20 protein-coding genes are annotated in these 22,786 nt (G+C 71.2%); 16 read left to right on the forward strand and 4 right to left on the reverse strand.

From position 1 onward, the window contains the following. The first annotated feature begins 53 nt into the window (after positions 1–53). Both M2283_RS15030 and M2283_RS15035 read left to right on the forward strand, forming a co-directional pair. A complete protein-coding gene (locus M2283_RS15030; protein WP_280876976.1) occupies positions 54–776 on the forward strand; it encodes an LPXTG cell wall anchor domain-containing protein in 723 nt (240 codons plus the stop codon). 141 nt (positions 777–917) lie between these two features. Further along, positions 918–2,243: an FAD-binding oxidoreductase gene (locus M2283_RS15035; RefSeq protein WP_280876691.1), complete on the forward strand. Its 1,326-nt coding sequence runs from the start codon at positions 918–920 to the stop codon at positions 2,241–2,243. 23 nt (positions 2,244–2,266) lie between these two features. Here the strand turns inward: M2283_RS15035 and M2283_RS15040 are convergent, their stop codons facing one another. Further along, positions 2,267–2,848 carry a biotin transporter BioY gene (locus tag M2283_RS15040; RefSeq protein ID WP_280876692.1) on the reverse strand — a complete coding sequence of 194 codons (582 nt, stop codon included), beginning with the start codon at positions 2,846–2,848 and terminating at the stop codon, positions 2,267–2,269. Positions 2,849–3,290: 442 nt separating this feature from the next. Between M2283_RS15040 and M2283_RS15045 the strand changes: the two genes are divergently transcribed. From M2283_RS15045 to M2283_RS15080, 8 genes are all read left to right on the forward strand, one after another. Beyond that, positions 3,291–4,502: an ROK family protein gene (locus M2283_RS15045; RefSeq protein ID WP_280876977.1), complete on the forward strand. Its 1,212-nt coding sequence runs from the start codon at positions 3,291–3,293 to the stop codon at positions 4,500–4,502. 245 nt (positions 4,503–4,747) lie between these two features. After that, complete coding sequence (locus tag M2283_RS15050; protein WP_280876693.1) at positions 4,748–5,812, forward strand: ABC transporter substrate-binding protein; 1,065 nt, start codon at positions 4,748–4,750, stop codon at positions 5,810–5,812. Then, entirely contained in the window at positions 5,809–6,660 is an 852-nt protein-coding gene (locus M2283_RS15055; protein ID WP_432423078.1) for an ABC transporter permease, read from the forward strand. Before M2283_RS15050 ends, M2283_RS15055 begins: the two co-directional genes overlap by 4 nt. Next, positions 6,636–7,361, forward strand: coding sequence for an ABC transporter ATP-binding protein (locus M2283_RS15060; protein WP_280876695.1), 726 nt, complete (start codon positions 6,636–6,638; stop codon positions 7,359–7,361). Before M2283_RS15055 ends, M2283_RS15060 begins: the two co-directional genes overlap by 25 nt. Continuing rightward, positions 7,361–8,698, forward strand: a complete 1,338-nt coding sequence (locus M2283_RS15065; RefSeq protein WP_280876696.1) for an LLM class flavin-dependent oxidoreductase — start codon at positions 7,361–7,363, stop codon at positions 8,696–8,698. The genes M2283_RS15060 and M2283_RS15065 overlap by 1 nt, the downstream gene beginning before the upstream one ends. A gap of 12 nt (positions 8,699–8,710) precedes the next feature. Next, on the forward strand, positions 8,711–9,613 hold the full coding sequence (locus tag M2283_RS15070) for a TauD/TfdA dioxygenase family protein (RefSeq protein WP_280876697.1): 903 nt from the start codon (positions 8,711–8,713) through the stop codon (positions 9,611–9,613). Positions 9,614–9,746: 133 nt separating this feature from the next. Beyond that, positions 9,747–11,168 (forward strand): amino acid permease, encoded by a 1,422-nt coding sequence (locus M2283_RS15075; protein ID WP_280876698.1) that lies wholly within the window; start codon positions 9,747–9,749, stop codon positions 11,166–11,168. 53 nt (positions 11,169–11,221) lie between these two features. Beyond that, positions 11,222–11,863, forward strand: a complete 642-nt coding sequence (locus M2283_RS15080; RefSeq protein WP_280876699.1) for a superoxide dismutase — start codon at positions 11,222–11,224, stop codon at positions 11,861–11,863. Between the two features lie 127 nt (positions 11,864–11,990). On the opposite strand, the gene M2283_RS15085 is transcribed toward M2283_RS15080, so the two are convergent. Then, positions 11,991–12,614 carry a histidine phosphatase family protein gene (locus M2283_RS15085; protein ID WP_280876700.1) on the reverse strand — a complete coding sequence of 208 codons (624 nt, stop codon included), beginning with the start codon at positions 12,612–12,614 and terminating at the stop codon, positions 11,991–11,993. Positions 12,615–12,723: 109 nt separating this feature from the next. Then, a complete protein-coding gene (locus M2283_RS15090; RefSeq protein WP_280876701.1) occupies positions 12,724–14,325 on the reverse strand; it encodes an FGGY-family carbohydrate kinase in 1,602 nt (533 codons plus the stop codon). Positions 14,326–14,475: 150 nt separating this feature from the next. Here M2283_RS15090 and M2283_RS15095 point away from each other — a divergent pair, with 150 nt between their 5' ends. The 4 genes from M2283_RS15095 (at position 14,476) to M2283_RS15110 (ending at position 18,158) form a co-directional block, all read left to right on the forward strand. Beyond that, positions 14,476–15,300 carry a DeoR/GlpR family DNA-binding transcription regulator gene (locus M2283_RS15095; RefSeq protein ID WP_432423079.1) on the forward strand — a complete coding sequence of 275 codons (825 nt, stop codon included), beginning with the start codon at positions 14,476–14,478 and terminating at the stop codon, positions 15,298–15,300. After that, complete coding sequence (locus M2283_RS15100; protein ID WP_280876702.1) at positions 15,297–16,352, forward strand: 2-hydroxyacid dehydrogenase; 1,056 nt, start codon at positions 15,297–15,299, stop codon at positions 16,350–16,352. The genes M2283_RS15095 and M2283_RS15100 overlap by 4 nt, the downstream gene beginning before the upstream one ends. 79 nt (positions 16,353–16,431) lie before the next feature. Next, a complete protein-coding gene (locus tag M2283_RS15105) occupies positions 16,432–17,853 on the forward strand; it encodes an FGGY-family carbohydrate kinase (protein ID WP_280876703.1) in 1,422 nt (473 codons plus the stop codon). Between the two features lie 125 nt (positions 17,854–17,978). Further along, the gene (locus tag M2283_RS15110; RefSeq protein ID WP_280876704.1) at positions 17,979–18,158 is read left to right on the forward strand and encodes a hypothetical protein; all 180 of its coding nucleotides are present in this window, start codon (positions 17,979–17,981) and stop codon (positions 18,156–18,158) included. 3 nt (positions 18,159–18,161) lie between these two features. Here M2283_RS15110 and M2283_RS15115 read toward each other — a convergent pair whose 3' ends face one another. Then, positions 18,162–18,824, reverse strand: coding sequence for a DsbA family protein (locus M2283_RS15115; RefSeq protein ID WP_280876705.1), 663 nt, complete (start codon positions 18,822–18,824; stop codon positions 18,162–18,164). A 136-nt stretch (positions 18,825–18,960) separates the two neighbouring features. Here M2283_RS15115 and pepN point away from each other — a divergent pair, with 136 nt between their 5' ends. After that, complete coding sequence (pepN, locus tag M2283_RS15120) at positions 18,961–21,537, forward strand: aminopeptidase N (protein ID WP_280876706.1); 2,577 nt, start codon at positions 18,961–18,963, stop codon at positions 21,535–21,537. A 188-nt stretch (positions 21,538–21,725) separates the two neighbouring features. After that, positions 21,726–22,763, forward strand: a complete 1,038-nt coding sequence (locus M2283_RS15125; RefSeq protein ID WP_280876707.1) for a hypothetical protein — start codon at positions 21,726–21,728, stop codon at positions 22,761–22,763. Positions 22,764–22,786: the final 23 nt, after the last annotated feature.

Raw genomic sequence — 22,786 nt, forward strand, 5'->3', positions numbered from 1 at the left:
GTGGTAGCTCTTCAAGTACTGCGAATTCAGGCGCAGCCAAGGGGGATGTGAACATGAGTTCTCGTCGCGCGACGACCATCGTGGGATCGCTGGTCGCGGCATCTTTCTCGACGGTGATGATCCTTTCCTTCTCTGCCAGTGCGGACGATCAGGGTCCCGGCAGCGGCAAGGGCGGAAAGGCCGTCGACGAGGCACCCGCAGGTGTAAAGCTGACCACTACCCTGCCCTCGAAGATCTCGGTCGACAACGGCTCACAAAAGACGGCGATCACCGCCGCGGTGAAGAACGAGGGGACCAAGGACAGCGGAAAGATCCAGCTATTGGTCGTCGGTTTCGACGGCCTCACGGTCAAAAACGTTCAAGGCTGTTCCCAGATCGACAAAGCAAATCTTCCGGAGGGTTCGAACAGCGGTTTCGCCTGTCCCATTGACAATCTCGCGGCCGGAAAGTCGAAGTCGTACGCGGTGGACGCCACGTACGACCTGAGCAAGACCGGCAAGATCTGTCTGCCGGTGCAGACCGGCGACGGCAAGAAGACGTACTGGCAGCAGGGCCCGGTCCCGTTCGGTACGACGAACCCGTCGCCGAACGCCCCGGCCACCCCACTGCTCCTCGGCACCGACAACAAGCCGGTGGCACCGGGCGGCGACGAGCTGCCGAAGACCGGTCCCGACAGTGACGTGCTGCCGCTGGGGGCGGCGGGCGCGACCCTGCTGGCGGCCGGCGCGGCCGGTCTATGGTGGTCCACGAGGCGGCCGTCGGCGCGGCGCGCCTGAGCGAGCGGTTCAGGGCCGGGGCGCGCGAGTGCCCCGGCCTTCACCTGGCTGCCCCGGCCTTCTCCTGACTGTCTCGACTTTCCTGCGTACGGCCGGAAAAGCTGACGGCCGTTGTCAGGTTTTCCCGGCACGATCGGCGTCATGAACATCGTCGAGAACACCTCCGACCCGCTCGTCCTGCACCCCGGTGAGCCCGGCTACGACGAGGAACTCGCCGGTTTCCAGACCGGGTTCACCCGCCGCCCGGCCGTGGTCTTCGGTGCCGCCTCGGCCGACGACGTGATCACCGCCGTGCGGTACGCGGCGGATCGGGAGCTGCCGATCGGCGTACAGGCCACCGGCCACGGGCTGCCCGGCGCGTCCGAGGGCGAGGTGCTGGTCACGACCCGGCGCATGGACGGGGTGAGCGTGGACCCCGAGGCCCGTACCGTCCGCGTCGAGGCGGGCGTGCGCTGGAAGCAGGTGGTCGAGGCCGCCGCGCCTTATGGGCTGGCCCCGCTCAACGGCTCCGCGCCGGGCGTGGGTGCCGTCGGGTACACGCTGAGCGGCGGACTCCCGCTGCTGGCCCGGGAGTTCGGGTACGCGGCCGACCATGTGCGGTCCCTGGACGTCGTGACCGCCGACGGGCGACCGCGGCACGTGACCCGGGAGACGGACCCCGACCTGTACTGGGCCCTGCTCGGCGCCGGCCACAACTTCGGGATCGTCACCGGCCTGGAGATCGACCTCGTCCCCGTGCGCACCCTCTACGGCGGCTCGCTCGCGTTCGACGGCCGCGAGGTCGATCCGGCGGCCGTGCTGCGGGCGTACGAGGAGTGGACGCGGTCGGTGCCGGACACGCTGACCTCGTCCCTGGCCGCCGTACCGTATCCGGATCTGCCGGCGCTGCCTCCGCACCTGCGCGGCCGGTACGCGGTCTCCGTGCGGGTGGCGCACACCGGGGCCGACGGCGAGGAACTCGTCGCGCCGCTGCGGGAGTTGGGGCCCACACTCGCCGACTCGCTGCGTGAACTCCCGTACGCCGAGAGCCACTCCATCCACAGCGACCCGGACTTTCCGCACGCGTACTACGGGGACAGCGCGGTGTTGAGCGAGGTGGACGTGGACCGGGTCGCCGAAGTGCTCGCCCGTACCGGGCCCGACGCCGGTGGTCCGATGTGCGTCGTGCAGCTCAACCATCTGGGCGGGGCGCTCGCCCGGCCCGCGCCGAACTCGGTGCCGTATCGCGAAGGGCGGTTCCTGGTACGGCTGTTGGCGGTCGGCGACCGGGAGACCGGGCGGGCGCTGCTGGACCCGGCGTTCGCGTCACTGGCGGACACGACCCTCGGCCGGGCGCTCAACTTCGCCTTCGGCGCCGGGGACCGGACCGAAGGGCTCTACGACCCGGAGACGCGGAAGAGGCTCGCCGGGCTGAAGGCGATCCACGACCCGGCGAACCTCTTCCGCGACAACTACAACGTCGGCTGACGACTACAACGTCCGCCAGAACGTCAGCGCTTGTTGGCGAACGTCCAGGCGGTGGGCAGCAGGCCCATCGCCAGGGCCGCCTTCAGGGCGTCGCCGAGCAGGAACGGGGTGAGGCCGGCCGCGATCGCGGCGGACGCGGACATCCCGGCGGCGACGGCCAGGTACGGCACGCCGACGGCGTAGATGATCGCCTCGCCCAGCAGCATCGTGCCCGCCATGCGCAGCACCGAGCGGTCGGCGCCGCGGCGGGCCAGGGCGCCGACGGCGGCGGACGCGAGGATCATGCCGAGGATGTAGCCGAAGGAGACGGAGACGCCGGAGGTGCCGCCGGCGAACCACGGCATGCCCGCCAGACCGGCCAGCGCGTACACGGCGAGGGCGGCGACCCCGCGGCGGGCGCCGAGGCTGGTGCCGACGAGCAGCGCGGCGAAGGTCTGGCCGGTCACCGGCACCGGGGAGCCCGGCACGGGGACCGCGATCTGGGCGGCGAGGCCGGTGAGCGCGGCGCCGCCGAGCACCAGCGCGAGGTCGCGGACGCGGGAGGCCGGGAGCAGGTCGGCGATGACCTTGCCGGTGGCGACGGGGGCGGCTGTGGCGGTGCTCATGGGGACTCCGCGGTTCGGGGCAGACGGGGACAGGGTGACGCTAACCCGGGGCGCGGGGGCCGATCACCGTCCGCGCCCGACAAAGGGGGGTGCGGGGTGTTGGTGGGCTTCGGACAAAGAGTGCCGACTACACCGGGTTCGGCGTGATACCCGTCACTGAGGCAGGGGCGTTTCGCTCACTCCGGGGCCGTGAGCCGAGCTGTCGGGTCCCGCCAAACGAATCCTAGTGGTCTGGTCGGATTCACCTTCTCTGGCCTACCCTTCCCCCATGCATGCCCAGGCCCGGAACTTCTCGTCGCGTCGCCATGTCGACCTGCGGCGCGTCGGCGCGTCCGGCTGTCGCCGGAGTTAGCGGGGCGGGCGGAGCGGATCCGGTGCGCCTCGAATCGACTGACGGCGCACTGTCGGACCCGTTCCCGAGGATGAAAACGCCATGGCCTCCATGCTCACCAGTCCCCCTTCTTCCACATCGTCTTCTTCCACATCGTCTTCTTCCACGCCCTCCCTGCCACGCGCCGCCGATCCCGACCGGCGGCGGACGAGTGCGAGTGTCGTGCTGCGGTCCGTGCTGGAGCACGGGCCGGTGGCGCGCAGCACCATCGCCCGGCTCACGGGTCTGTCGCCGGCGTCGGTGACGGACTACTGCGCCCGGTTCACCGAACTCGGCCTGATCCGCGAGGCGTCGGCGCCCCGGCGCTCCAAGGGGGTGGGGCGGCCGCATGTGCCGGTCGACCTGGACGACTCGCGGTTCGTGGTCGGCGGGGTGCATGTGGCGGTGCCGTACACCACGGTCGCGCTGCTGGATCTGCGTGGACAGGTGGTCGCCCGGCGGGAGTTGAAGCACGAGCGGACCGATCCGGCGTGGGTGCTGGCGCGGGCCGCCGAGGGGCTGGACGCGCTGCTCGCCGAGGCGCGCGGCAGCCGGCCGCTGGGTGTCGGGGTGGCCGTCGGCGGCTGGGTGGACCGCGATTCGGGGACCGTCGTCGAGCACGGCCTGCTGGGCTGGCGGGACGTCCCGGTGCGGGAGATGCTCGGCGCGCGCACCGGGCTGCCGGTCCATGTCGACGGGCACGCACGGGCGTTGGTGAACGGGGAGCGGCTGTTCGGGCGGGTGCGGGGCAGCCGGAGCGTGCTGCACCTGTTCGTCGGCAACGTCGTCGACTCGGCGTTCGCGGCGGGCGACGAGGTGCACCACGGGCCGCGTTCACAGGCCGGTGTCATCGCGCATCTGCCGGTGCCGGGCGGCACGGAGCCGTGCGAGTGCGGCCGAACGGGCTGCCTCCAGGCCGAGTTGAGCGAACGGACACTGTGCCTGCGGGCCCGGCGTGCCGGTGTCGTCGACGGGGTGAACCCGATGCACGTGCTCGCCGCGGCGGCGGCCGGTGACGCGCGAGCGGTCCGGCTGCTGGTGGAGCGGGCGGGCGCGGTCGGCCGGGCGGTACGGCTGCTCCTCGACGTGCTCAACCCGGAGACGGTGGTGGTGACCGAGGTCGGGGTCATGCACCGGGAGGACTGCCTCGCCGCACTGCGCGAAGGGGTCGGCGACGAGCGTGCCGGGTCCGTCGTGCCGACGAGTTTCCCGGACTCCGTGCTCGCGGTGGCGGGCGGTTCGGTGGTGCTCGACGTGCTGTACCGGGATCCGCTGAGTGCCTGACCTGAGGCTACTTAATTCAGAAACTCCGAATGTTGACAGGGAACGCCGGTGACCAGGAGCATCGTTCTCATGACCTGTCGCACCCTTTGTTGCTGACGCGGTGACGCGCCCGGAGCGCGTATCTCTTCCTGCGTGAATTCCCCTTGCTCGGGCTTTCTGTGCCCGGAATTCCGCCTGCCTTCCTGCCTATGCACTCACCTATGCACACGTCTATGCACACGTCTATGCGCTCAGGGAGCCCTCCCATGCCTTCTCCAACTGTTTCCGGTGTCGATCGACGCCTCTTTCTGGCCTCCGCGCTCGGTGTCGCGGCGGTCGGGCTGACCGGCTGCGCGGGCGGCACCACGGCCTCCGCCAAGTCGGCGGCCGACCTCTCCGCCCCGCTCGCCGAGAAGGTCCCGGCCGGTACCAGCCTGAAGATCTCCTCATATCTGAACACCCAGCAACTGCAGTTCAAGCTGGCGAAACTGCCCAAGCTGCCGTTCACGGTGTCGAGTTGGCTGAACATCGGGGCCGGTCCCGATGTCATCAACGCATTCCGCGCCAAGTCCCTCGACCTGGCCAACAACGCCGGTATTCCACCGATCCAGGCGCACTATCAGGGCTTCGACGCGAAAATCGTCGCGATCAATGTGACCCGGAAGCCCAACTACCTCTTCGCCACCAAACCCGGCAGCGACATCCGCACGGTCGCCGACTTCAAGGGCCGCAAGCTCGCCTTCTCGCAGGGCCAGGCCCAAGGCGTCGTGCTGCTGCGGGCGTTGAAGCAGGCGGGGCTCAAGTACGACGAGGTGAAGCTGGTCCCGCTGACCAGCAACCAGTTCTTCACCGCCCTGCAGTCGGGCCAGGTGGACGTCGCCCCGCTCGGCAACAGCCAGGCGCCCGCCTATCTCCAGCAGTACGGGTCCAAGGGCGCCCGCACCATCGACACGGACGTCGTCGACCTGCTCAACCTGCTGTGGGCGCCGGCCTCCGTGCTGGCCGACCCGGCGAAGGCGGCCGCGGTCGCCGCATACATCCCGCAGTGGGCGCAGGGCCAGGTGTGGCAGTACGAGCACCCCGACACCTGGAACGAGGAGTTCTACGTCAAGACGCAGAACCTGACCCTCCCCCAGGCCGAGGGCATCACCAAGCTCGCCAACAAGCCCCTGTTCCCGCCGAGTTGGGACGAGTCGGTGAAGTGGGAGCAGGAGACCGCCGATCTGCTCGCCGAGGGCGGCTTCGTGAAGAGCTTCAAGGTCGACTCGCTCTTCGACCGCCGCTTCGAGGCCATCGCCGCGCGGGCCGTACCGGCGGAGTACCGCAAGTGAGCGCCGTGAGCACCACCACCGTGAGCGCCGACGCCGTGGCCGTCGAGGACACGGTCCACCGGGTGCGCAGGCGGCGCCGGCTCTCCCCCGGCAGACGGCTGCCCGCCGCCCGGCTGATCGGGCCCGCCCTGTTCATCGGCCTGTGGGCGATCGCCTCCGCGGCCGGGCAGTTGGACCCCGGGGCGATCCCGGCGCCCTGGACGGTGGCGCGGACCGCCGGGCGGCTGTGGACCGACGGCACGCTGCCGACCGATGTGCTGACCTCGCTGGAACGGGCCGCGTACGGCTTCGCGATCGGGCTGACCGCCGGGGTGCTGTTGGCCCTCGCGTCGGGGCTCAGCCGGGTCGGGGAGGCACTGATCGACGGGACCGTGCAGCTCAACCGGGCGATCCCGACCCTCGGTCTGATCCCGCTGTTCATCCTCTGGCTGGGCATCGGCGAGACCTTCAAGGTCGCCATCATCGCGATCGTCGTCTACATCCCGATCTACCTGAACACGCACGCCGCGCTGTCCGGCATCGACAGCCGCTACGTCGAACTCGCCGAGGTCCAGGGCCTGTCGAGGATCCAGTTCGTCCGGCAGATCGTGATCCCCGGCGCGCTGCCCGGATTCTTCGTGGGACTCCGGCTCGGTGTCACCGGCTCCTGGCTTGGCCTGGTGGTCCTGGAGCAGATCAACGCCACCAGCGGCCTCGGCTACATGATGTTCCAGGCCACCAACTACGGCCAGTCCGACGTCATCCTCGTCGGCCTCCTCATCTACGGGGTCTTCGGTCTGATCTCCGACAGCGCGGTCCGTCTCATCGAACGGAGGGTGCTGTCGTGGCGCCGCACACTGAGCAACTGACCCGTCCCACCGCCGTCCGACTGCGCGGCCTCACCCGGTCGTTCGAGGGGCGTACGGTCCTCGACGGCCTCGATCTCGACATCCCCGCCGGACAGTTCGTGGCCCTCCTCGGGCACAGCGGCTCCGGCAAGTCCACGCTGCTGCGGGCCGTCGCGGGCCTCGACCACGAGGTCGCCGGGAGCGGGCGGCTCACCGCCCCGGAAAGGGTGTCGGTCGTCTTCCAGGACTCGCGGCTGCTGCCGTGGCGGCGGGTGCTGGACAACGTACTGCTGGGGACGGGCGGCGAGGAGAGGGGCCGGGCCGCTCTCGCCGAGGTCGGTCTCGCCGGCCGGGAGCGGGCCTGGCCGGGTGAACTGTCCGGTGGCGAGGCACAACGCGCCGCACTCGCCCGCTCGCTGGTCCGGGAGCCCGAACTCCTGCTGGCCGACGAGCCGTTCGGGGCGCTGGACGCCCTTACGCGGATCAAGATGCACGCACTGCTGAGGGAGTTGTGGGAACGGCATCGCCCCTCGGTCCTGCTGGTCACGCACGACGTGGACGAGGCGATCGTCCTCGCGGACCGGGTGCTGGTGCTTGATGCGGGGCGGGTCGGTCTCGACCTGGCCATCGACCGTCCCCATCCCCGCTCCTACCGCGATCCCCTGCTCAGCGAATACCGAGAGCGACTGCTCGCCGCACTCGGTGTCACGGAGGTCCACTGATGACCCGTCAACTCCACCTCAACGCCTTCCTCATGAACACCGGCCACCACGAAGCCTCCTGGCGGCTCCCCGAGAGCGACCCCTACGCGCACGTCCGCCTCGACCACTACGTGCGGCTGGCCCGGACCGCCGAACGCGGGACCTTCGACTCACTCTTCCTCGCCGACGGGCCGCAGCTCTGGAACAACCTCGCGCAGCGGCCGGCCGGCGCGCTGGAACCGCTCACGCTGCTCACCGCGCTCGCGACGGCGACCGAGCACATCGGGCTGATCGCCACCGCGTCGACGTCCTACAACTCGCCCTACAACCTGGCCCGGAAGTTCGCCTCGCTGGACATCATCAGCGGTGGAAGGGCGGGGTGGAACATCGTCACCACGGCCGGGGCGGAGGCCGCTCGGAACTTCGGGCTGGATGCCGAGCCCGCGCACGCGGAACGGTACGCGCGGGCCGCCGAGTTCCTCGATGTGGCGCTCAAGCTCTGGGACAGCTGGGAGGACGACACGATCCTCGCGGACAAGGCCGCCGGGGTGTGGGGCGACGACGCGAAGATCCATCCGCCTCGGCATCGGGGGGCGTACTTCAGCGTCGAGGGCGCGCTCAACGTGCCGCGTTCGCCCCAGGGTTACCCGCTGCTCGTGCAGGCGGGCTCGTCCGAGGACGGGAAGGCGTTCGCCGCGCGGTACGCGGAGGCGGTGTTCACCGCGCAGCAGACCGTCGAGGACGCGCGGGCGTTCTACGCCGACCTCAAGTCCCGTACCGCGGCGGCCGGTCGGGACCCCGATCACATCAAGGTGCTGCCCGGGATCGTGCCGGTGCTCGGTTCCACGGAGGCGGAGGCGCGGGCGAACGAGCGGCTGCTGGAGGACCACATCGTGTACGAGCACGGGGTGGACCGGCTGGAGCGGCTGCTGCAACTGCCCGCCGGCTCGCTGGAGTTGGATGCCCGGTTGCCGGCCGACCTGCCCTCCGAGGACGCCGTCGAGGGCGCCAAGAGCCGCTACACCCTCGTGGTGGAACTCGCCCGGCGCGACCGCCTCACCGTGCGGGAGCTGATCGGGCGGCTCGGCGGCGGGCGCGGGCACCTCACCTTCGCGGGCACACCCGAACAGGTCGCCGACGCCATCGAGACCTGGTTCACACAGGGCGCGGCCGACGGCTTCAACATCATGCCGGCGGTGCTGCCTTCGGGCCTCGACGCCTTCGTCGACCAGGTCGTCCCGATCCTGCGCACCCGCGGGCTGCTCCGCCAGGAGTACGGCCCCCGCCGGACCCTCCGGGAGCGCTACGGCCTCCCCCGCCCCGCCAACCAGTACGTCCAGACACCCGCTCTCGTCTGAAAGGCCCAGGTCATGACACTCGACATCCAGAAGGTCACCGCCCACATCGGCGCCCGCGTCTCCGGCGTCGACATCTCCCAGCCGTTGGCGCAGGACACGGTCGCCGCCCTCCGCGAGGCCCTCAACGCCCACAAGGCCCTGGTCTTCGACGACGTCCACCTCGACGACGCCGGCCAGGAGGCGTTCGCCCGGCACTTCGGCGACCTCACCACCGCCCACCCGACCGTGCCGTCCGTCGCCGGTGCCCCGAACGTGCTGCCCGTCGACAGCGAGCAGGGCCGCGCCAACCACTGGCACACCGACGTCACCTTCGTCCTCAACCCGCCGCAGGCCAGCACCCTGCGCAGCATCACGCTCCCGCCGTACGGCGGCGAGACCCTGATCACCAGCTCGGCCGCCGCCTACCGCCAACTGCCGCAGCCGCTGCGCGAGTTGGCCGACACCCTGTGGGCCGAGCACACCAACGACTACGACTACGCGGTGCCGGTGGAGGACATCGACGAGGACAAGGCCGCCCAGCGCGCCCAGTTCACGTCCATCAAGTTCCGTACGGCCCACCCGGTGGTCCGCGTCCACCCGCTGACCGGTGAACGCGGCCTGTTCATCGGCGGGTTCGCGCAGCGGATCGTGGGCCTGTCGGTCGGCGAGTCCCGCAAGATCCTCGACCTGCTCCAGTCGTACGTCACCCGCCCGGAGAACATCCTGCGCCACCGCTGGTCCCCGAACCAGCTCGTCCTCTTCGACAACCGCATCACCCAGCACTGCGCCGTCGACAACTACGACGGTCTCCCGCGCCGCCTGAACCGCGTGACCGTCGCCGGTGACGTGCCCGTCGGCATCGAGGGCAAGGAGAGCTACGCGATCGAGGGCGACGCCTCGCACTACACCCCCGTAGCGATCCCACTGGCCGCGTAAGCGGTCCGTGTAAGCAGTCCGTCACACCACGTGGCGCACACGTCCGGATAGTGGGCGGCCTCCCCTTCCGAGAGGGGAGGCCGCCCAGACTGTGGGCGTTTTTGCCGTCTCACTCCTTGGACGAACCGCGCCCATGTCCACGCCCACGCCCACGCCCAGCAGCACCGCCCCGCGCACACCCCCCGACCGGCCCGCAGACGCACCCCTCTCGCATGGCCTGAAGCAGCGCCATCTGTCGATGATCGCCCTCGGCGGGGTGATCGGCGCGGGCCTGTTCGTGGGCTCCGGCGCCGGGATCGCCGCCGCCGGTCCGTCGATCGTCGTCGCGTACACGCTCTCCGGCCTCCTCGTGATGCTGGTGATGCGGATGCTCGGGGAGATGTCGGCGGCGTATCCGTCGTCGGGTTCCTTCTCGGCGCACGCCGAGCGGGCGATCGGGCCCTGGGCGGGTTTCACCGCGGGCTGGTCGTACTGGGTGCTGCTCTGCACGGCCGTGGGTCTGGAGGGCATCGGCGCCGCGAAGATCGTCACGGGCTGGCTGCCGGGGACGCCGGAGTGGGCCTGGGACGCCCTGTTCATGGCGGTCTTCTGCGCCACGAACCTGGCCGCCGTGAAGAACTTCGGCGAGTTCGAGTTCTGGTTCGCGGCCCTGAAGGTGGGCGCGATCGTCCTATTCCTGGTCCTGGGCGTACTGGCCGTCGCCGGCGCACTCCCCGGCACGGACTCCCCCGGCACCTCGCACCTCACCGACTTCCTCCCGCACGGCAGCGAGGGCCTGGTCGTCGGCGTCCTCGCCTCGCTCTTCGCGTACGGCGGTCTGGAGACGGTCACCATCGCGGCGGCCGAGTCGCAGGACCCGGTGCGGGGTGTGGCGAGCGCGGTCCGTACGGCGATGTGGCGCATCGCGCTCTTCTACATCGGCTCGATGGCGGTCATCGTCACCCTCGTCCCCTGGGACGCCAAGTCGCTCGTCGAGGACGGCCCGTACGTCGCCGCGCTTGAGCAGCTGGGCATCCCCGGTGCCGCCCAGGTCATGAACGTCGTCATGCTGGTCGCCCTGCTCTCCGCGATGAACGCCAATGTCTACGGCTCCTCGCGCATCGCCTACTCCCTGGTGGCCCGGGGCCACGGCCCGAAGTCCCTGGGCCGCGTCTCGGCCGGCGTCCCGCGGACCGCCGTACTCACCTCCTCCGCCTTCGGCTTCGGCTGCGTGGTCCTCAGCTACTGGCGCCCGGACAACGTCTTCTCCTGGCTCCTCAACATGATCGGCGCGGTGATCCTGGTCGTCTGGACCCTGATCGCCGTCTCCCAACTCCGCCTCCGCGCCCGGCTGAACCGAGAGGCCCCCGATCAACTGGCCGTCCGCATGTGGGCGTTCCCGGTGCTGACGTGGGTCGCGATGGCCGGGATGGCGGCGATCTTCGTCCTCATGCTCCGGGAGCCCGGGACTCAGGTGCAGTTGTATGCGACCGGGGTGATGACGGTGGTGCTGGCGGGGGTGGGGTACGTCCGGCAGCGCCGCGCGCCCCGACACCCCACCCGGCACTCTTGCTGATAGCGTGTAGTTGCAAATCATATGCAATAAGAGGTTCGGAGGGGAACCCACCCATGCCCGTCTACACGCTTCCCGACCTGCCGTACGACTACTCCGCGCTCGCCCCCGTGATCAGCCCCGAGATCGTCGAGCTGCACCACGACAAGCACCACGCGGCCTATGTGAAGGGTGCCAACGACACGCTGGAGCAGCTCGCGGAGGCGCGGGACAAGGAGTCGTGGGGGGCGATCAACGGGCTGGAGAAGAACCTGGCCTTCCATCTCTCCGGGCACATCCTGCACTCGATCTACTGGCACAACATGACCGGCGACGGCGGCGGGGAGCCGCTGGCGGCGGACGGTGTGGGCGAGTTGGCGGACGCGGTCGCCGAGTCCTTCGGGTCGTACGCCCACTTCAAGGCGCAGCTCTCCAAGGCGGCGGCGACCACGCAGGGTTCGGGCTGGGGTGTCCTCGCCTACGAGCCGCTCAGCGGGCGGCTGATCGTCGAGCAGGTCTACGACCACCAGGGCAACGTCGGGCAGGGCGCGACCCCGATCCTCGTCTTCGACGCCTGGGAGCACGCCTTCTATCTCCAGTACCGCAACCAGAAGGTCGACTTCATCGAGGCCATGTGGCAGGTCGTCAACTGGCAGGACGTGGCCCGGCGTTACGAGGCCGCCAGGTCCCGCGCGGACGTGCTGCTGCTCGCCCCCTGAGGGCACCTTGAGCGTCCTGCCTCGTGATCGTCTTCTCAACCTTCACCCGGCAGGCGGAATGACGGAAGCCCCTGGGAGGACGTGACTCCCAGGGGCTTCCCGTGTCCGGACCGACGGTCGTGCGGATCTACGGCTGGTCCGGTTCGCAGGGCACGTTGAGGGAGAGCAGTGCCGTCGATCCCGTGATGCCGACCCGGAGTTCGGTGATCGCCGCGTTGCGCAGGCGCGGGAAGACCCTGCGGTACTCCCTGGCCGGGATGGACAGCAGAGTGCACAGGACCAGGCGGAACAGGGTGTTGTGGGCGACCACCAGGACACGTTCGCCGTAGTGCGCGGCGGCGATTCGGCGCAGGGCCGCCGCTCCGCGTGTGGCGGCGGCCCGTGGGTCCTCGGCGCCGGGGAAGGGGTTGGCGGCCGGATCGACGCGGAAGGCCTCGGCCCGCGTCGGGTAGGCCGCCGCGAACTCCGCGAGCGTGCGCCCCTCCACCACCCCGAAGTCGCACTCCCGCAGGTCGGGGTCGAGGGACGGGACCAAGCCGAGGGCACGGCAGGCTGGTTCGGCCGTGGCCACGGCCCGGGACAGCGGGGAGGTCCACACCGCGTCGACCGGACGAGTGGCGACCCACTGCCCCAACGCCTCGGCCTGTGCCCGCCCGACGGGGGTCAACGGGATGTCACTGACACCGGCGTAACGGTTCTCGTCGTGCCAGACGGTCTGCCCGTGCCTGGCCAGCAGAAGGGTGGTGCTCATGGCTTCGGAGTATCCAGGGTCGGGGCGAGTACGCGTACGCGGCGCGTGCGGAGAAATGGGGCGGGGGGGCTGCGGGCCGAGGCCGGCCACGACCGCTCGCGGCGAGGGGTCAGTCCGGCGCCGTCCCCTTGAGTCGGGCATGGGCGTGTGCCGCAACCGGCGCCGGGAGCCAGCCCCTTGCCGTCAGTTCGTTGATCAGGCGGGCGTACGGCCCGGCGAACAGGGCCGTGCGGGCGGGGTCGGGTTCGAGGACCGTGTGGATGCGGACCATGCGTTCGGCGACCTCCGGCAGGGGGCCCTGGCCGGTGCCGTGGGCGGCCAACGCGGCCATGCCCAGGGCCGGTTCGGTCTGGTGGGGCACGCGGGCGGGGCGGCCCAGGACGTCGACGCGCAGTTGGTTCCAGTACGCGCTGCGGGCGGCACCCCCGGTGAAGGTGAGAGGGCCGTCCAGCGGGGCGCCGAGATGGTCCAGGTAGTCCAGGCAGAGCCGCTCCGCGAAGGCGACGCCCTGCAGCAGGGACGCCCACAGGTCGGCCGTGTCGGCGGGCTCGCCCAGCACGATCGCCGAGGCGGCCGGCGCCAGGAACGGGAACCGTTCGCCCGGCGACACCAGCGGGTACGTCACCGCGCCGGACGGCTCGTAAGCCGCCGCCCGTGCGTCCATCGCGGCCGGGTCGGCGCCCGAGAAGGCCGCGGTCAGCACGCCCGCGCCCACGCTCGACGCCCCGCCCGGCAGCCAAGTCCCGTCCGGCGCACGGTGGTTGTAGACCACTCCGGTCTCGTCCCGGACCGGCGTGACGGACGCGCCCTTGAGGACCAGCGTGGTGCCGAGCACCGAGTTCCAGGAGCCGGGCCGCAGCGCGCCCGCCGCGATCTGCGCCGCGCAGCCGTCGGTCATCCCGGCGATCACGGGCGTACCGGCGGGGATGCCGGTCGCCTCGGCGGCGGCCGACGTGACCTCGCCGAGCCGCGTACCGGGGCGTACGACATCGGGGAACAGCTCGTCGGGCAGGCCCAGTTCGGCGAGCGCGGCCTCCGGCCAGGTGCCGGCCTCCAGGTCGTAGCCGGTCTTGAGGGCGTGACTGGAGTCGGCGGGCGGCGGCTCGCCGATGAGCCGGGCGACGACCAGGTCGGGCTGGTGGGCCAGACGGAGGCGGGGCGGGCGGGGCGGGTGGACCAGGCGGAGGTGGGGATGGGGACGGGAGTGGAGATGAGGGCGAGGGTGGGGACGGCGGCTCGGTGAGGTCTCGCCGGCCGCCCCCGCACCGCCTGTCCTCGCACCGCCGCCCATCTCACCCCCGTACTCCCCCACCAGCCACAACACCTTCGGCAGCGCCCACGTGTCCTGCACCGCCAGTCCTGCCCGCCGGGCCCGTGCCGCCTGGGTCGTGGCGCGGCTGTCGTCGTACATGAGCGCGGGGCTCACCGGGCGGCCGGTGCCGTCCGTCAGGAGGACCGTGCCCGAGGTCCCGCACACCGCGAGGCCGCCGACGCGTACGTGCAGCCGGTCGGCGAGTGCGGCCCGGGACGCCCTGCGCAGCGCCTGCCACCACTCCTCCGGATCCTGCTCGTGCCGCACCCCGTCCCGGCGTCCGGCGAGCGGTGCCGAGCCCCGGCCGAGGACCGTCCCGTCGGCCGTGACCAGCAGCACGCGGACGCTCTGCGTGCCCAGGTCGACGCCCAGCCACGCCTCGCTCGCATCCGCCGCCATCCGGACCTCCCACGCGTCACGACCGACTCTGTGAACTTCACACCCATCATCGATATTGACCCCAGTTTTTCGCTCGCGCGAGGGATTGACGGCCGACTTTCGCCGTTACACGCTCGGTTGGCGGTCCAGTACGACGGATGACGGCGACGGATGACCACGAATCGGGGGGCCATGACCGGCAGCGCACAGCAGGGCCCCGCCGTCCGCCGCACGGCCCTGGCCGAACTCGTTCTCGCCGAGGGTTCCGCGACCGCCGCCGACCTCGCCGAGCGCTTCGGCGTGAGCCTGATGACGATCCACCGTGACCTCGACGAGCTCGAACGGCAGGGGATCGTACGGAAGTTCAGGGGCGGGGTGACCGCGCAGCCGTCCGGTGTCTTCGAGTCGAACGTGCAGTACCGCCTGAAGACCATGCACGCCGAGAAGGCCGCGATCGCCGACCGCGCGGTGAAGCACCTCGAACCCGGTATGGCGATCATGCTGGACGACTCCACGACCGCCCTGGAGCTGGCCCGCAGACTCCGTCTCGGCGAGATCACCCCGCTGACCGTGGTCACCAACTTCCTGGAGGCCATCACCCTCCTCGCCGACCAGCCCGGTATCCACCTGATGGCCCTCGGCGGCGACTACGACCCCCTGCACTCCTCCTTCCTCGGCGTCTCCTGCGTCGAGGCGGTCCAGGCGCTGCGGGTGGACGTCTGCTTCGCGTCGACGTCGGCCGTGCACGGGGGTTACGCGTACCACCAGGAGCAGCACATCGTGTCGGTGAAGCGGGCGATGCTCGACTCGGCCGCCCGCAACGTCCTGTTGATCGACCACACCAAGCTCGCCCGGACCGCCCTGCACCGGGTCGCCCCGCTCTCCCGCTTCGACCTGCTCCTGGTCGACGAGGGGGCGCCGGCCGAGGCCCTGCGGGAGCTGGACGAGCACCAGGTCCGTTACGAGGTCTGCCCGACGGGAGAGCCACCGCCATGAACAACCCCGTCCCCGAGACGAACAACCCCGTTCGTGTCCTGGCCGCCGGTGACCACTTCGTCGTACCACCGCTGATCAGCCGCGCCCTGGCCGACGAGGTGCGCGAACGGGAGGTGTCGGTACGGGAGTTGACGCTGCCGTGGCCCCTCGAAGCGTTCGGGCCGGTCGCCGAGGTCGAGGAGGCGAGCGGCAGCGAGGACGGACTGATCGAGGCGCTCGCCGACGACCGCGAGGTGCTGGTCACCCAGATGGCGCCGGTCACCGAACGCGTCCTGGAGTCCGCCCCGCGGCTGCGGCTGGTCGTCGTGTGCCGGGGCGGCCCGGTCAACGTCAACCTAGACGCGGCCAGGATCCACGACGTCCGCGTCTCCTACGCGCCCGGCCGCAACGCCGCCGCCACCGCCGAGTTCGCCGTCGGCCTGCTGCTCTCGACCCTGCGCCGGATCCCGCAGGCGCACAACCTCCTTGCCGGGCAGGGCAGTTGGCAGGGCGCGACCTACTACACCTACGAACACAGCGGCCTGGAGCTGGAGGACCTCCCCGTCGGACTGGTCGGCTACGGCGCCGTCGGCAGCCGGGTGGCCCGGGTGCTGTGCGCGTTCGGGGCGCAGGTGATGGTGTACGACCCGTATGTCCGCGGTGAGATCCACGGGCTGCGGGTCTCCTCCCTCGACGAACTCCTGCGCCGCTCCCGGGTGATCACCCTGCACGCCCGTCTCACCCCCGAGACCCGCGGCCTGATCGGCTCCCGCGAACTCGCCCTGCTGCCGCGGGGTTCCGTGGTCGTGAACGCGGCGCGGGGTCCGCTGCTGGACGAGGGCGCGCTGTGCGACGCCCTGGAGAGCGGGCAGTTGTCGGCCGCCGGGCTCGACACGTACGAACGGGAGCCGGTGCCCGAGGGGTCACGGCTGTTCGGGCTCGGCGATCGGGTGGTGATGACGCCGCATCTGGGCGGGGCCGCGCGCGCCGTGGCGGAGAAGGCCGCGCGCATCGCGGCGGAGGAGGTGGGGCGGTGGGTGCGGGGGAAGCCGTTGGCGCATCAACTGACGTGAGTGGCCGTCGGCGTACCGACTGACCTGAACGGCCGCCGACTTACGACGTGAACCGTCCCGGCCCCGAGGAGGCCCCGGCATGTACATCGGCATCGATGTGGGCACGTCCGCCGTGAAGGCCGCCGCCTTCGACCACGCCGGTCGTGAACTGGCCGTCGAGGCAAGCCCCGTGGGCCTCGCGCTGCACGAGGGCCGGGTCGAGCAGGACATGTACGAGGTGTACTCGGCGGTCGTCGGAGTGCTGGGGCGGCTGACCGTGCGGGTGCCGGGGCCGGTCGACTTGGCGGGGCTCACCGGGCAGGGCGACGGTGTCTGGCTGGTCGACGAGCAGGGTCTGCCCGTCCGGTCCGCCCTCTCCTGGATGGACGGACGGGCCCACGAACTGCTCGACCGGTGGTTCGCGGACGGCACCTTCGAGACGGTGTTCCGCCGCACCGGGAGCGCCATGTTCCCGGGCTGCCCCGGCCCCCTGCTGGCCTGGCTGGACCGGCACGAGCCCAAGTCCCTCGACGCCGCCGCCACCGCCCTGTACTGCAAGGACATGGTGTTCCGGCGGCTGACCGGCGCGCCTGCCGGCACGGATGTCTCCGACGCCTCGATGCCGTTCCTCGACCCGCGCACGCGGACCTACGACGACGGGGTCGTCGAGCTGCTCGGCCTGGGTCACCGGCGCGGTCTGCTCGCCCCCGTCGGCGACCCGATCACGACCGCCGAGGCGCGCGGCGAGGGCCTGCCGGCCGGGACGCGGCTGGCGAACGGCCCGTACGACCTGCCGGCCTGCGCGCTCGGTGCCGGTGTCACCTCCCCCGGCGACGGTCTGCTCATCGTCGGTACCTGTCTGGCCGCGCTGGTCGCCACCACCGACCTGGACCTGACCGGTGAGCCGGCCGGGCTGTACATCTCGACCGACCGGCCGGGGCACCGGCTGCGCGCCATGCCGGCGATGGTCGGCACGGCGGCCCTGGACTGGGTGCTGTCGACGACGGGCGTCCGGCACGAGGAGGTCGACGCGCTGCTCGCCGAGACACCGCCCGGGGCGCACGGCGTGCGGGTGCTGCCGTACTTCGCGCCGTCCGGCGAACGCGCCCCCTTCGTCGAGCCGCGGCTGCGCGCCGAACTCACCGGCGTCAGCCTGGAGTCCACGAAGGGCGACCTGATCCGCGCCACCTGCGAGGGCATCGGCTACGCGGCCCGGCACTGTCTGACGGCGGCCGGCCTGACCGGCACCCTCGCCGTCTGCGGCGGCGGCACGCGCAGCTCCGCGTGGATGCGCCTGCTGGCCGACGTCCTGGGCCGCCCGCTCCGGGTGGTCGAGGGCGAGGTGGGCGCCCGCGGCGCGGTCATGGCGGCGGCCGAGCGCCACGGCATCCCCCTGGACACGGCCGCCTGGACCCGCCCGACGCGCATCGTGGAGCCGGACGCGGACCGGGCGGCGTACTACTCCGTCGGTTTCGAGGACCACCTCGGTCGGCTGACGGCGGCACGCGACCGGAGCCGGTGATTTCGGGGGCGGGGGCCTGCGATTCGCGGTGTACTACCGGCCTGGCCTTGCGTGGCGAGGAGGAGTTCGTGATCCGAACATTCCGAAAATGGTGCCCGACCTGTCGTGGGTGGCATGACTTCCGCATGTTGAATGCCGCCGAGAAGGGCGCCGTCCGGGAGGAGAAGGGGGCGCGGCACTACGTGGGGGATCTTTGGCGCTGCACCGCAAAGGGCTGTCTCTGGTATCAGCCGGTGCACCACGCCAAGGGTGGTGGCCAGCTCCCCGAGAAGTTCCGCGAGGAGGAGGTCACCACCCCTGAATGACGTCTACAGGTTGCTGAAGTCCGGGCCCGCCGAGCGGCTGCGCTTGATCTCGTAGAAGCCGGGGACCGAGGCGACCGCGACCGTGCCGTCCCAGAGGCGGGCCGCTTCCTCGCCCTTGGGGGCGGGGGTGACGACCGGGCCGAAGAAGGCGATCTGCTCGCCGTCGGGGCCGGGGACGGCGATGACGGGGGTGCCGACGTCCTGGCCGACCTTGTCGATGCCCTCCTTGTGGGAGGCGCGCAGCTCGGCGTCGAACTCGAAGTCCTCCTGGTCGGCGTAGTCGATCAGGTCGGCGGGCAGGCCGACGTCGGCGAGCGCGCCGGCGATCGCCTCACGGGTGGGGCCCTCGCCCTGGTTGTGGATGCGGGTGCCGAGTGCGGTGTAGAGCGGGCCGAGGATGTCGGCGCCGTGCTTCTGCCAGGCCGCGGTGACCACGCGGATCGGGGCCCAGGCCTTGGTGGACAGCAGCTCGCGGTACTCCTCGGGCAGCTCGTCCAGCTTGGGCTCGTTGAGCACCGCCAGGCTCATGATGTGCCAGCGGACCTCGATGTCCCGGACCTTCTCCACTTCCAGCACCCACCGGGAGGTCATCCAGGCCCAGGGGCACAGCGGGTCGAACCAGAAGTCCACGGGGGTCTTGGCGGGCGTGGTCGTGGTCTCGGACATGAGTCTCCTCGGAATACGGCCGTTTCCCCCTCGCAACACCGGCCCGGACCACCTCATTCCCGGGTGCCCCCGGTCAGGGGCGCATGACAGGATCGGTCCTGACCACATAGCGAACACCATCCGAGGGAGTGCCTCCGTGCCCGGTGAGAATCTGTCCCGTGACGAGGCCCGGGAGCGGGCCGCCCTGCTGTCCGTCGACGGGTACGAGGTGTCGCTCGACCTGCGTTCCGCCGTCGGCGAGGGGGACGGCGACCCGCGCACCTTCCGGTCGGTGACCACGATCCGGTTCCGCTGCAACGAGCCGGGCGCCACCAGCTTCGCCGACCTGATCGCGCCGAGCGTGACGGCCCTGTCCCTCAACGGCAGGGATCTCGACCCCGGCGCGGTCTTCGACGGCGTACGGATCCAGCTGGAGGACCTGGCCGCCGACAACGAGCTGATCGTCGACGCCCGCTGCGCCTACTCCCGCACCGGCGAGGGCATGCACCGCTTCGTCGACCCCGAGGACGGCGAGGTCTACCTCTACACGCAGTACGAGCCGGCCGACGCCCGCCGCGTCTTCGCCAACTTCGAGCAGCCGGACCTCAAGGCCCCCTACCGCTTCGAGGTGCGGGCGCCGGAGGGCTGGACGGTGTGGTCCAACGGAGCCGGCACACTGACCGACGGCGTGTGGCGGTTCGCGGAGACGAAGCCGATCTCGACGTACATCACCTGCGTGACGGCGGGCCCGTACCACTACGTGACCGACTCCTACGAGCGGGTCTTCGAGGACGGTACGAAGCTGGAGATCCCGCTCGGCGCCCTGTGCCGCAAGGGACTCGCGCCCTACTTCGACGCGGACGACATCTTCCTGATCACCAAGCAGGGCCTGGACTTCTTCCACGACCACGTCGACTACCCGTACCCCTTCGGGAAGTACGATCAGGCGTTCGTGCCCGAGTACAACCTCGGCGCGATGGAGAACCCGGGGCTGGTCACCTTCCGCGAGGAGTACATCTTCCGGGGCAAGGTGACGCAGGCCTCGTACGCGGGCCGGGCCAACACGATCCTGCACGAGATGGCGCACATGTGGTTCGGCGACCTCGTCACCATGGAGTGGTGGGACGACCTGTGGCTGAAGGAGTCCTTCGCCGACTTCATGGGCGTCTTCGCGAGCGTCGGCGCGACCCGCTTCACCGACGCCTGGATCAGCTTCGCCAACCGCCGCAAGGCGTGGGCCTACCGCGCCGACCAGCTCCCCTCCACGCACCCCGTCACCGCCGACATCCGCGACCTCCAGGACGCCAAGCTCAACTTCGACGGCATCACGTACGCCAAGGGGGCTTCCGTACTGAAGCAGTTGGTCGCGTACGTCGGCCAGGACGCGTTCCTGGAGGGCGCGCGACGCTACTTCAAGCGGAACGCGTACGGCAACACGCGCCTCGGTGACCTGCTGTCGGTGCTTGAGGAGACGAGCGGTCGGGACATGGCGTCCTGGGCGCGGTCCTGGCTGCAGACCGCCGGGGTCAACTCCCTCACCCCGCAAGCGGTGTTGGACGTCGAGGGTGGCCGCATCGCCGAGCTGACCGTCCTCCAGGACGCGGCCGAGTCCCACCCCGAGCTGCGGCCGCACCGGGTGGCGGTGGGGCTCTACCGGATGGAGGACAACCGTCTCGTGCGGTACGAGCGGGCCGAGGTGGACGTCGACGGTCCGCGGACGGTCGTGGTGGAACTGGCCGGTGCGGACGCCCCGGAGCTGATCCTCGTCAACGACGACGACCTCACGTTCTGCAAGACCCGCTTCGACGCGACCTCGCTGGACACCCTGCGCGAGCACCTGGGCGCGCTCACCGACCCGATGGCCCGTGCCCTGTGCTGGTCGGCGCTGTGGAACATGACCCGGGACGCGCTGCTGCCCGCGCCGGACTTCATCGACCTGGTGGCGCGGTTCGGGCGCCGGGAGACCGACATCGGCGTGCTGCAGATGCTGCACGCGTGGGCGAACTCGGCGCTGGTGAACTACTCGCCGCCGTGGTGGCGCAGGACCGGCGGGGAGATCCTGGCGGACATCGCGCTGCGGGATCTGCGGGGGGCCGAGGCGGGCAGTGAGCAGCAGCTGGCGTGGGCGCGGTTCTTCGCGTCGGTGGCGTCGGAGCCGGATGATCTGGCGTTGCTGCGGGGCCTGTTGGACGGCACCGAGACGGTCGACGGACTCGCGGTCGACCAGGAGCTGCGCTGGGCGTTCCTTGAGCCGCTGACCTCGCACGGGGTCGTGGACGAGTCGGTGCTCGCCGCCGAACTGGCCCGGGACGACACGGCGTCCGGCAAGCGGCACCAGGTGCGCTGTCTCGCCGCCCGGCCCTCGGCGGCCGTCAAGGCGCAGGCGTGGGCCCAGGTGGTCGAGTCGGACGCGCTGTCCAACGCGCTGGTGGAGGCGACGATCGCGGGCTTCGCGCAGCCCTCGCAGCGAGAGCTGACGGCACCGTACACGGAGAAGTACTTCGCGGCGATCGAGCGGGTGTGGGCGCAGCGGTCGATCCAGATCGGGATGGACGTGGTGCGGGGGCTGTTCCCGGCGTACCCGACGGCCGAGGACGCGCAGTCGACGCTGGACGCGACGGACGCGTGGCTGGCGGCGCACGAGGGGGCGGCGCCGGCGCTGCGGCGGCTGGTCCTTGAGGCGCGGGACGATCTGGCGCGGGCGCTGCAGGCCCAGGCTTTGGCCAACTATTAGACCGCCGGTCACCGTTACGGAATCCGGTCAATCACACCCGTAACCCCTGGTCCAACCCGTTCGGACCAGGGGTTTTCGGGGCCTTATCGGCATCCGAACACCCGTCCTTTAGTGCCGCCTTGTCCGCATTTGTCGACGAGCGTGTAACAGCGGTTAAAAGGCGGTTCCGGCGCGGGAAACCCCCAGTCATGAACCACAACACCCCGCTCTCCCCCCGCCCGCTCCACCACCTCGCCGAGGTCCACCGTCGGGTCATGACGGCGGCCCAGCTCCGCTCGCACGGTGTGTCCGCCGCGGAGACGAACGAACAGTGCCGACCCGACGGCCCCTGGCAGCAGCTCCTGCCGGGTGTCGTGCTGCTGCACCCGGGCCCGTCGACCGGCGAGGAGCGGCTGCACGCGGTGCTGATGTACGCGGCCCGCGAGTCGGCACCCGGGGTGCCCACCCAGTCGAGCCCGCAGGAGCCGCACCGCCCGGTGTACGCGGAGGTGATGGTCACGGGCCTGGCCGCGCTGGCCCTGCACGGCTTCTCCGCCGCGCCGCCGCTGCCGTCCCTGGACCGCATCGACGTCCTGGTGCCCCGGCTGCGCCGGCTGCGCTCGACGGGCTGCGCCAGGATCGTGCGCACCGCCGCGCTGCCGACTCCCGAGCCGAGGCTGGGAGTTCCGGTCGCGCCGGTGGCGCGTGCGCTGGCCGACGCGGTGTCCCAGCTCGCGGACCCGGACGTGGTGCGCCGGCTGCTGACCGAGGCGGTGCGCTCGGGGCACTGCGAACCGGCGGCGGTGGTACGGGAGTTGAACGCGGCGAAACTGCTGAGCCGGCCGCACGTGGTGGACGCGGTGGACTCGCTGGTGGCCGAGGGGCGGGCGATCGCGGAGGACCGGCTGTACCGGATGGTGAGCGAGTACGGCCTGCCCGACCCGGTCTGGAACGTGGACCTGCGCCTCCCGGGTGGCCCCCACCTCGGCGGCCTGGACGCGTACTGGCCCGAGCAGGCGGTCGCCGTGGAGCTCGACACCCGGGCGCCGCGCCAGGACGAGGACGCGCTGTGGTCGGAGTACGCCCGCAAGCGCGAGCACCTGGAGCGGCTGGGCATCACGGTCGTCTACGTCACGCCCAAGAAGCTGCGCGACGCGATGGAGCAGCAGGCGGCGGTGGTCCGCACGGCCCTGATGGCCGCGGGCGACCGTGACCCCGCCGCTTATGTCGTGGTGCTGCCCCGGTAGTGACGGACCGGGGCCGCACCAGG

The sequence above is a fragment of the Streptomyces pseudovenezuelae genome, assembly GCF_029892565.1.
Lineage (GTDB): Bacteria > Actinomycetota > Actinomycetes > Streptomycetales > Streptomycetaceae > Streptomyces > Streptomyces pseudovenezuelae_A.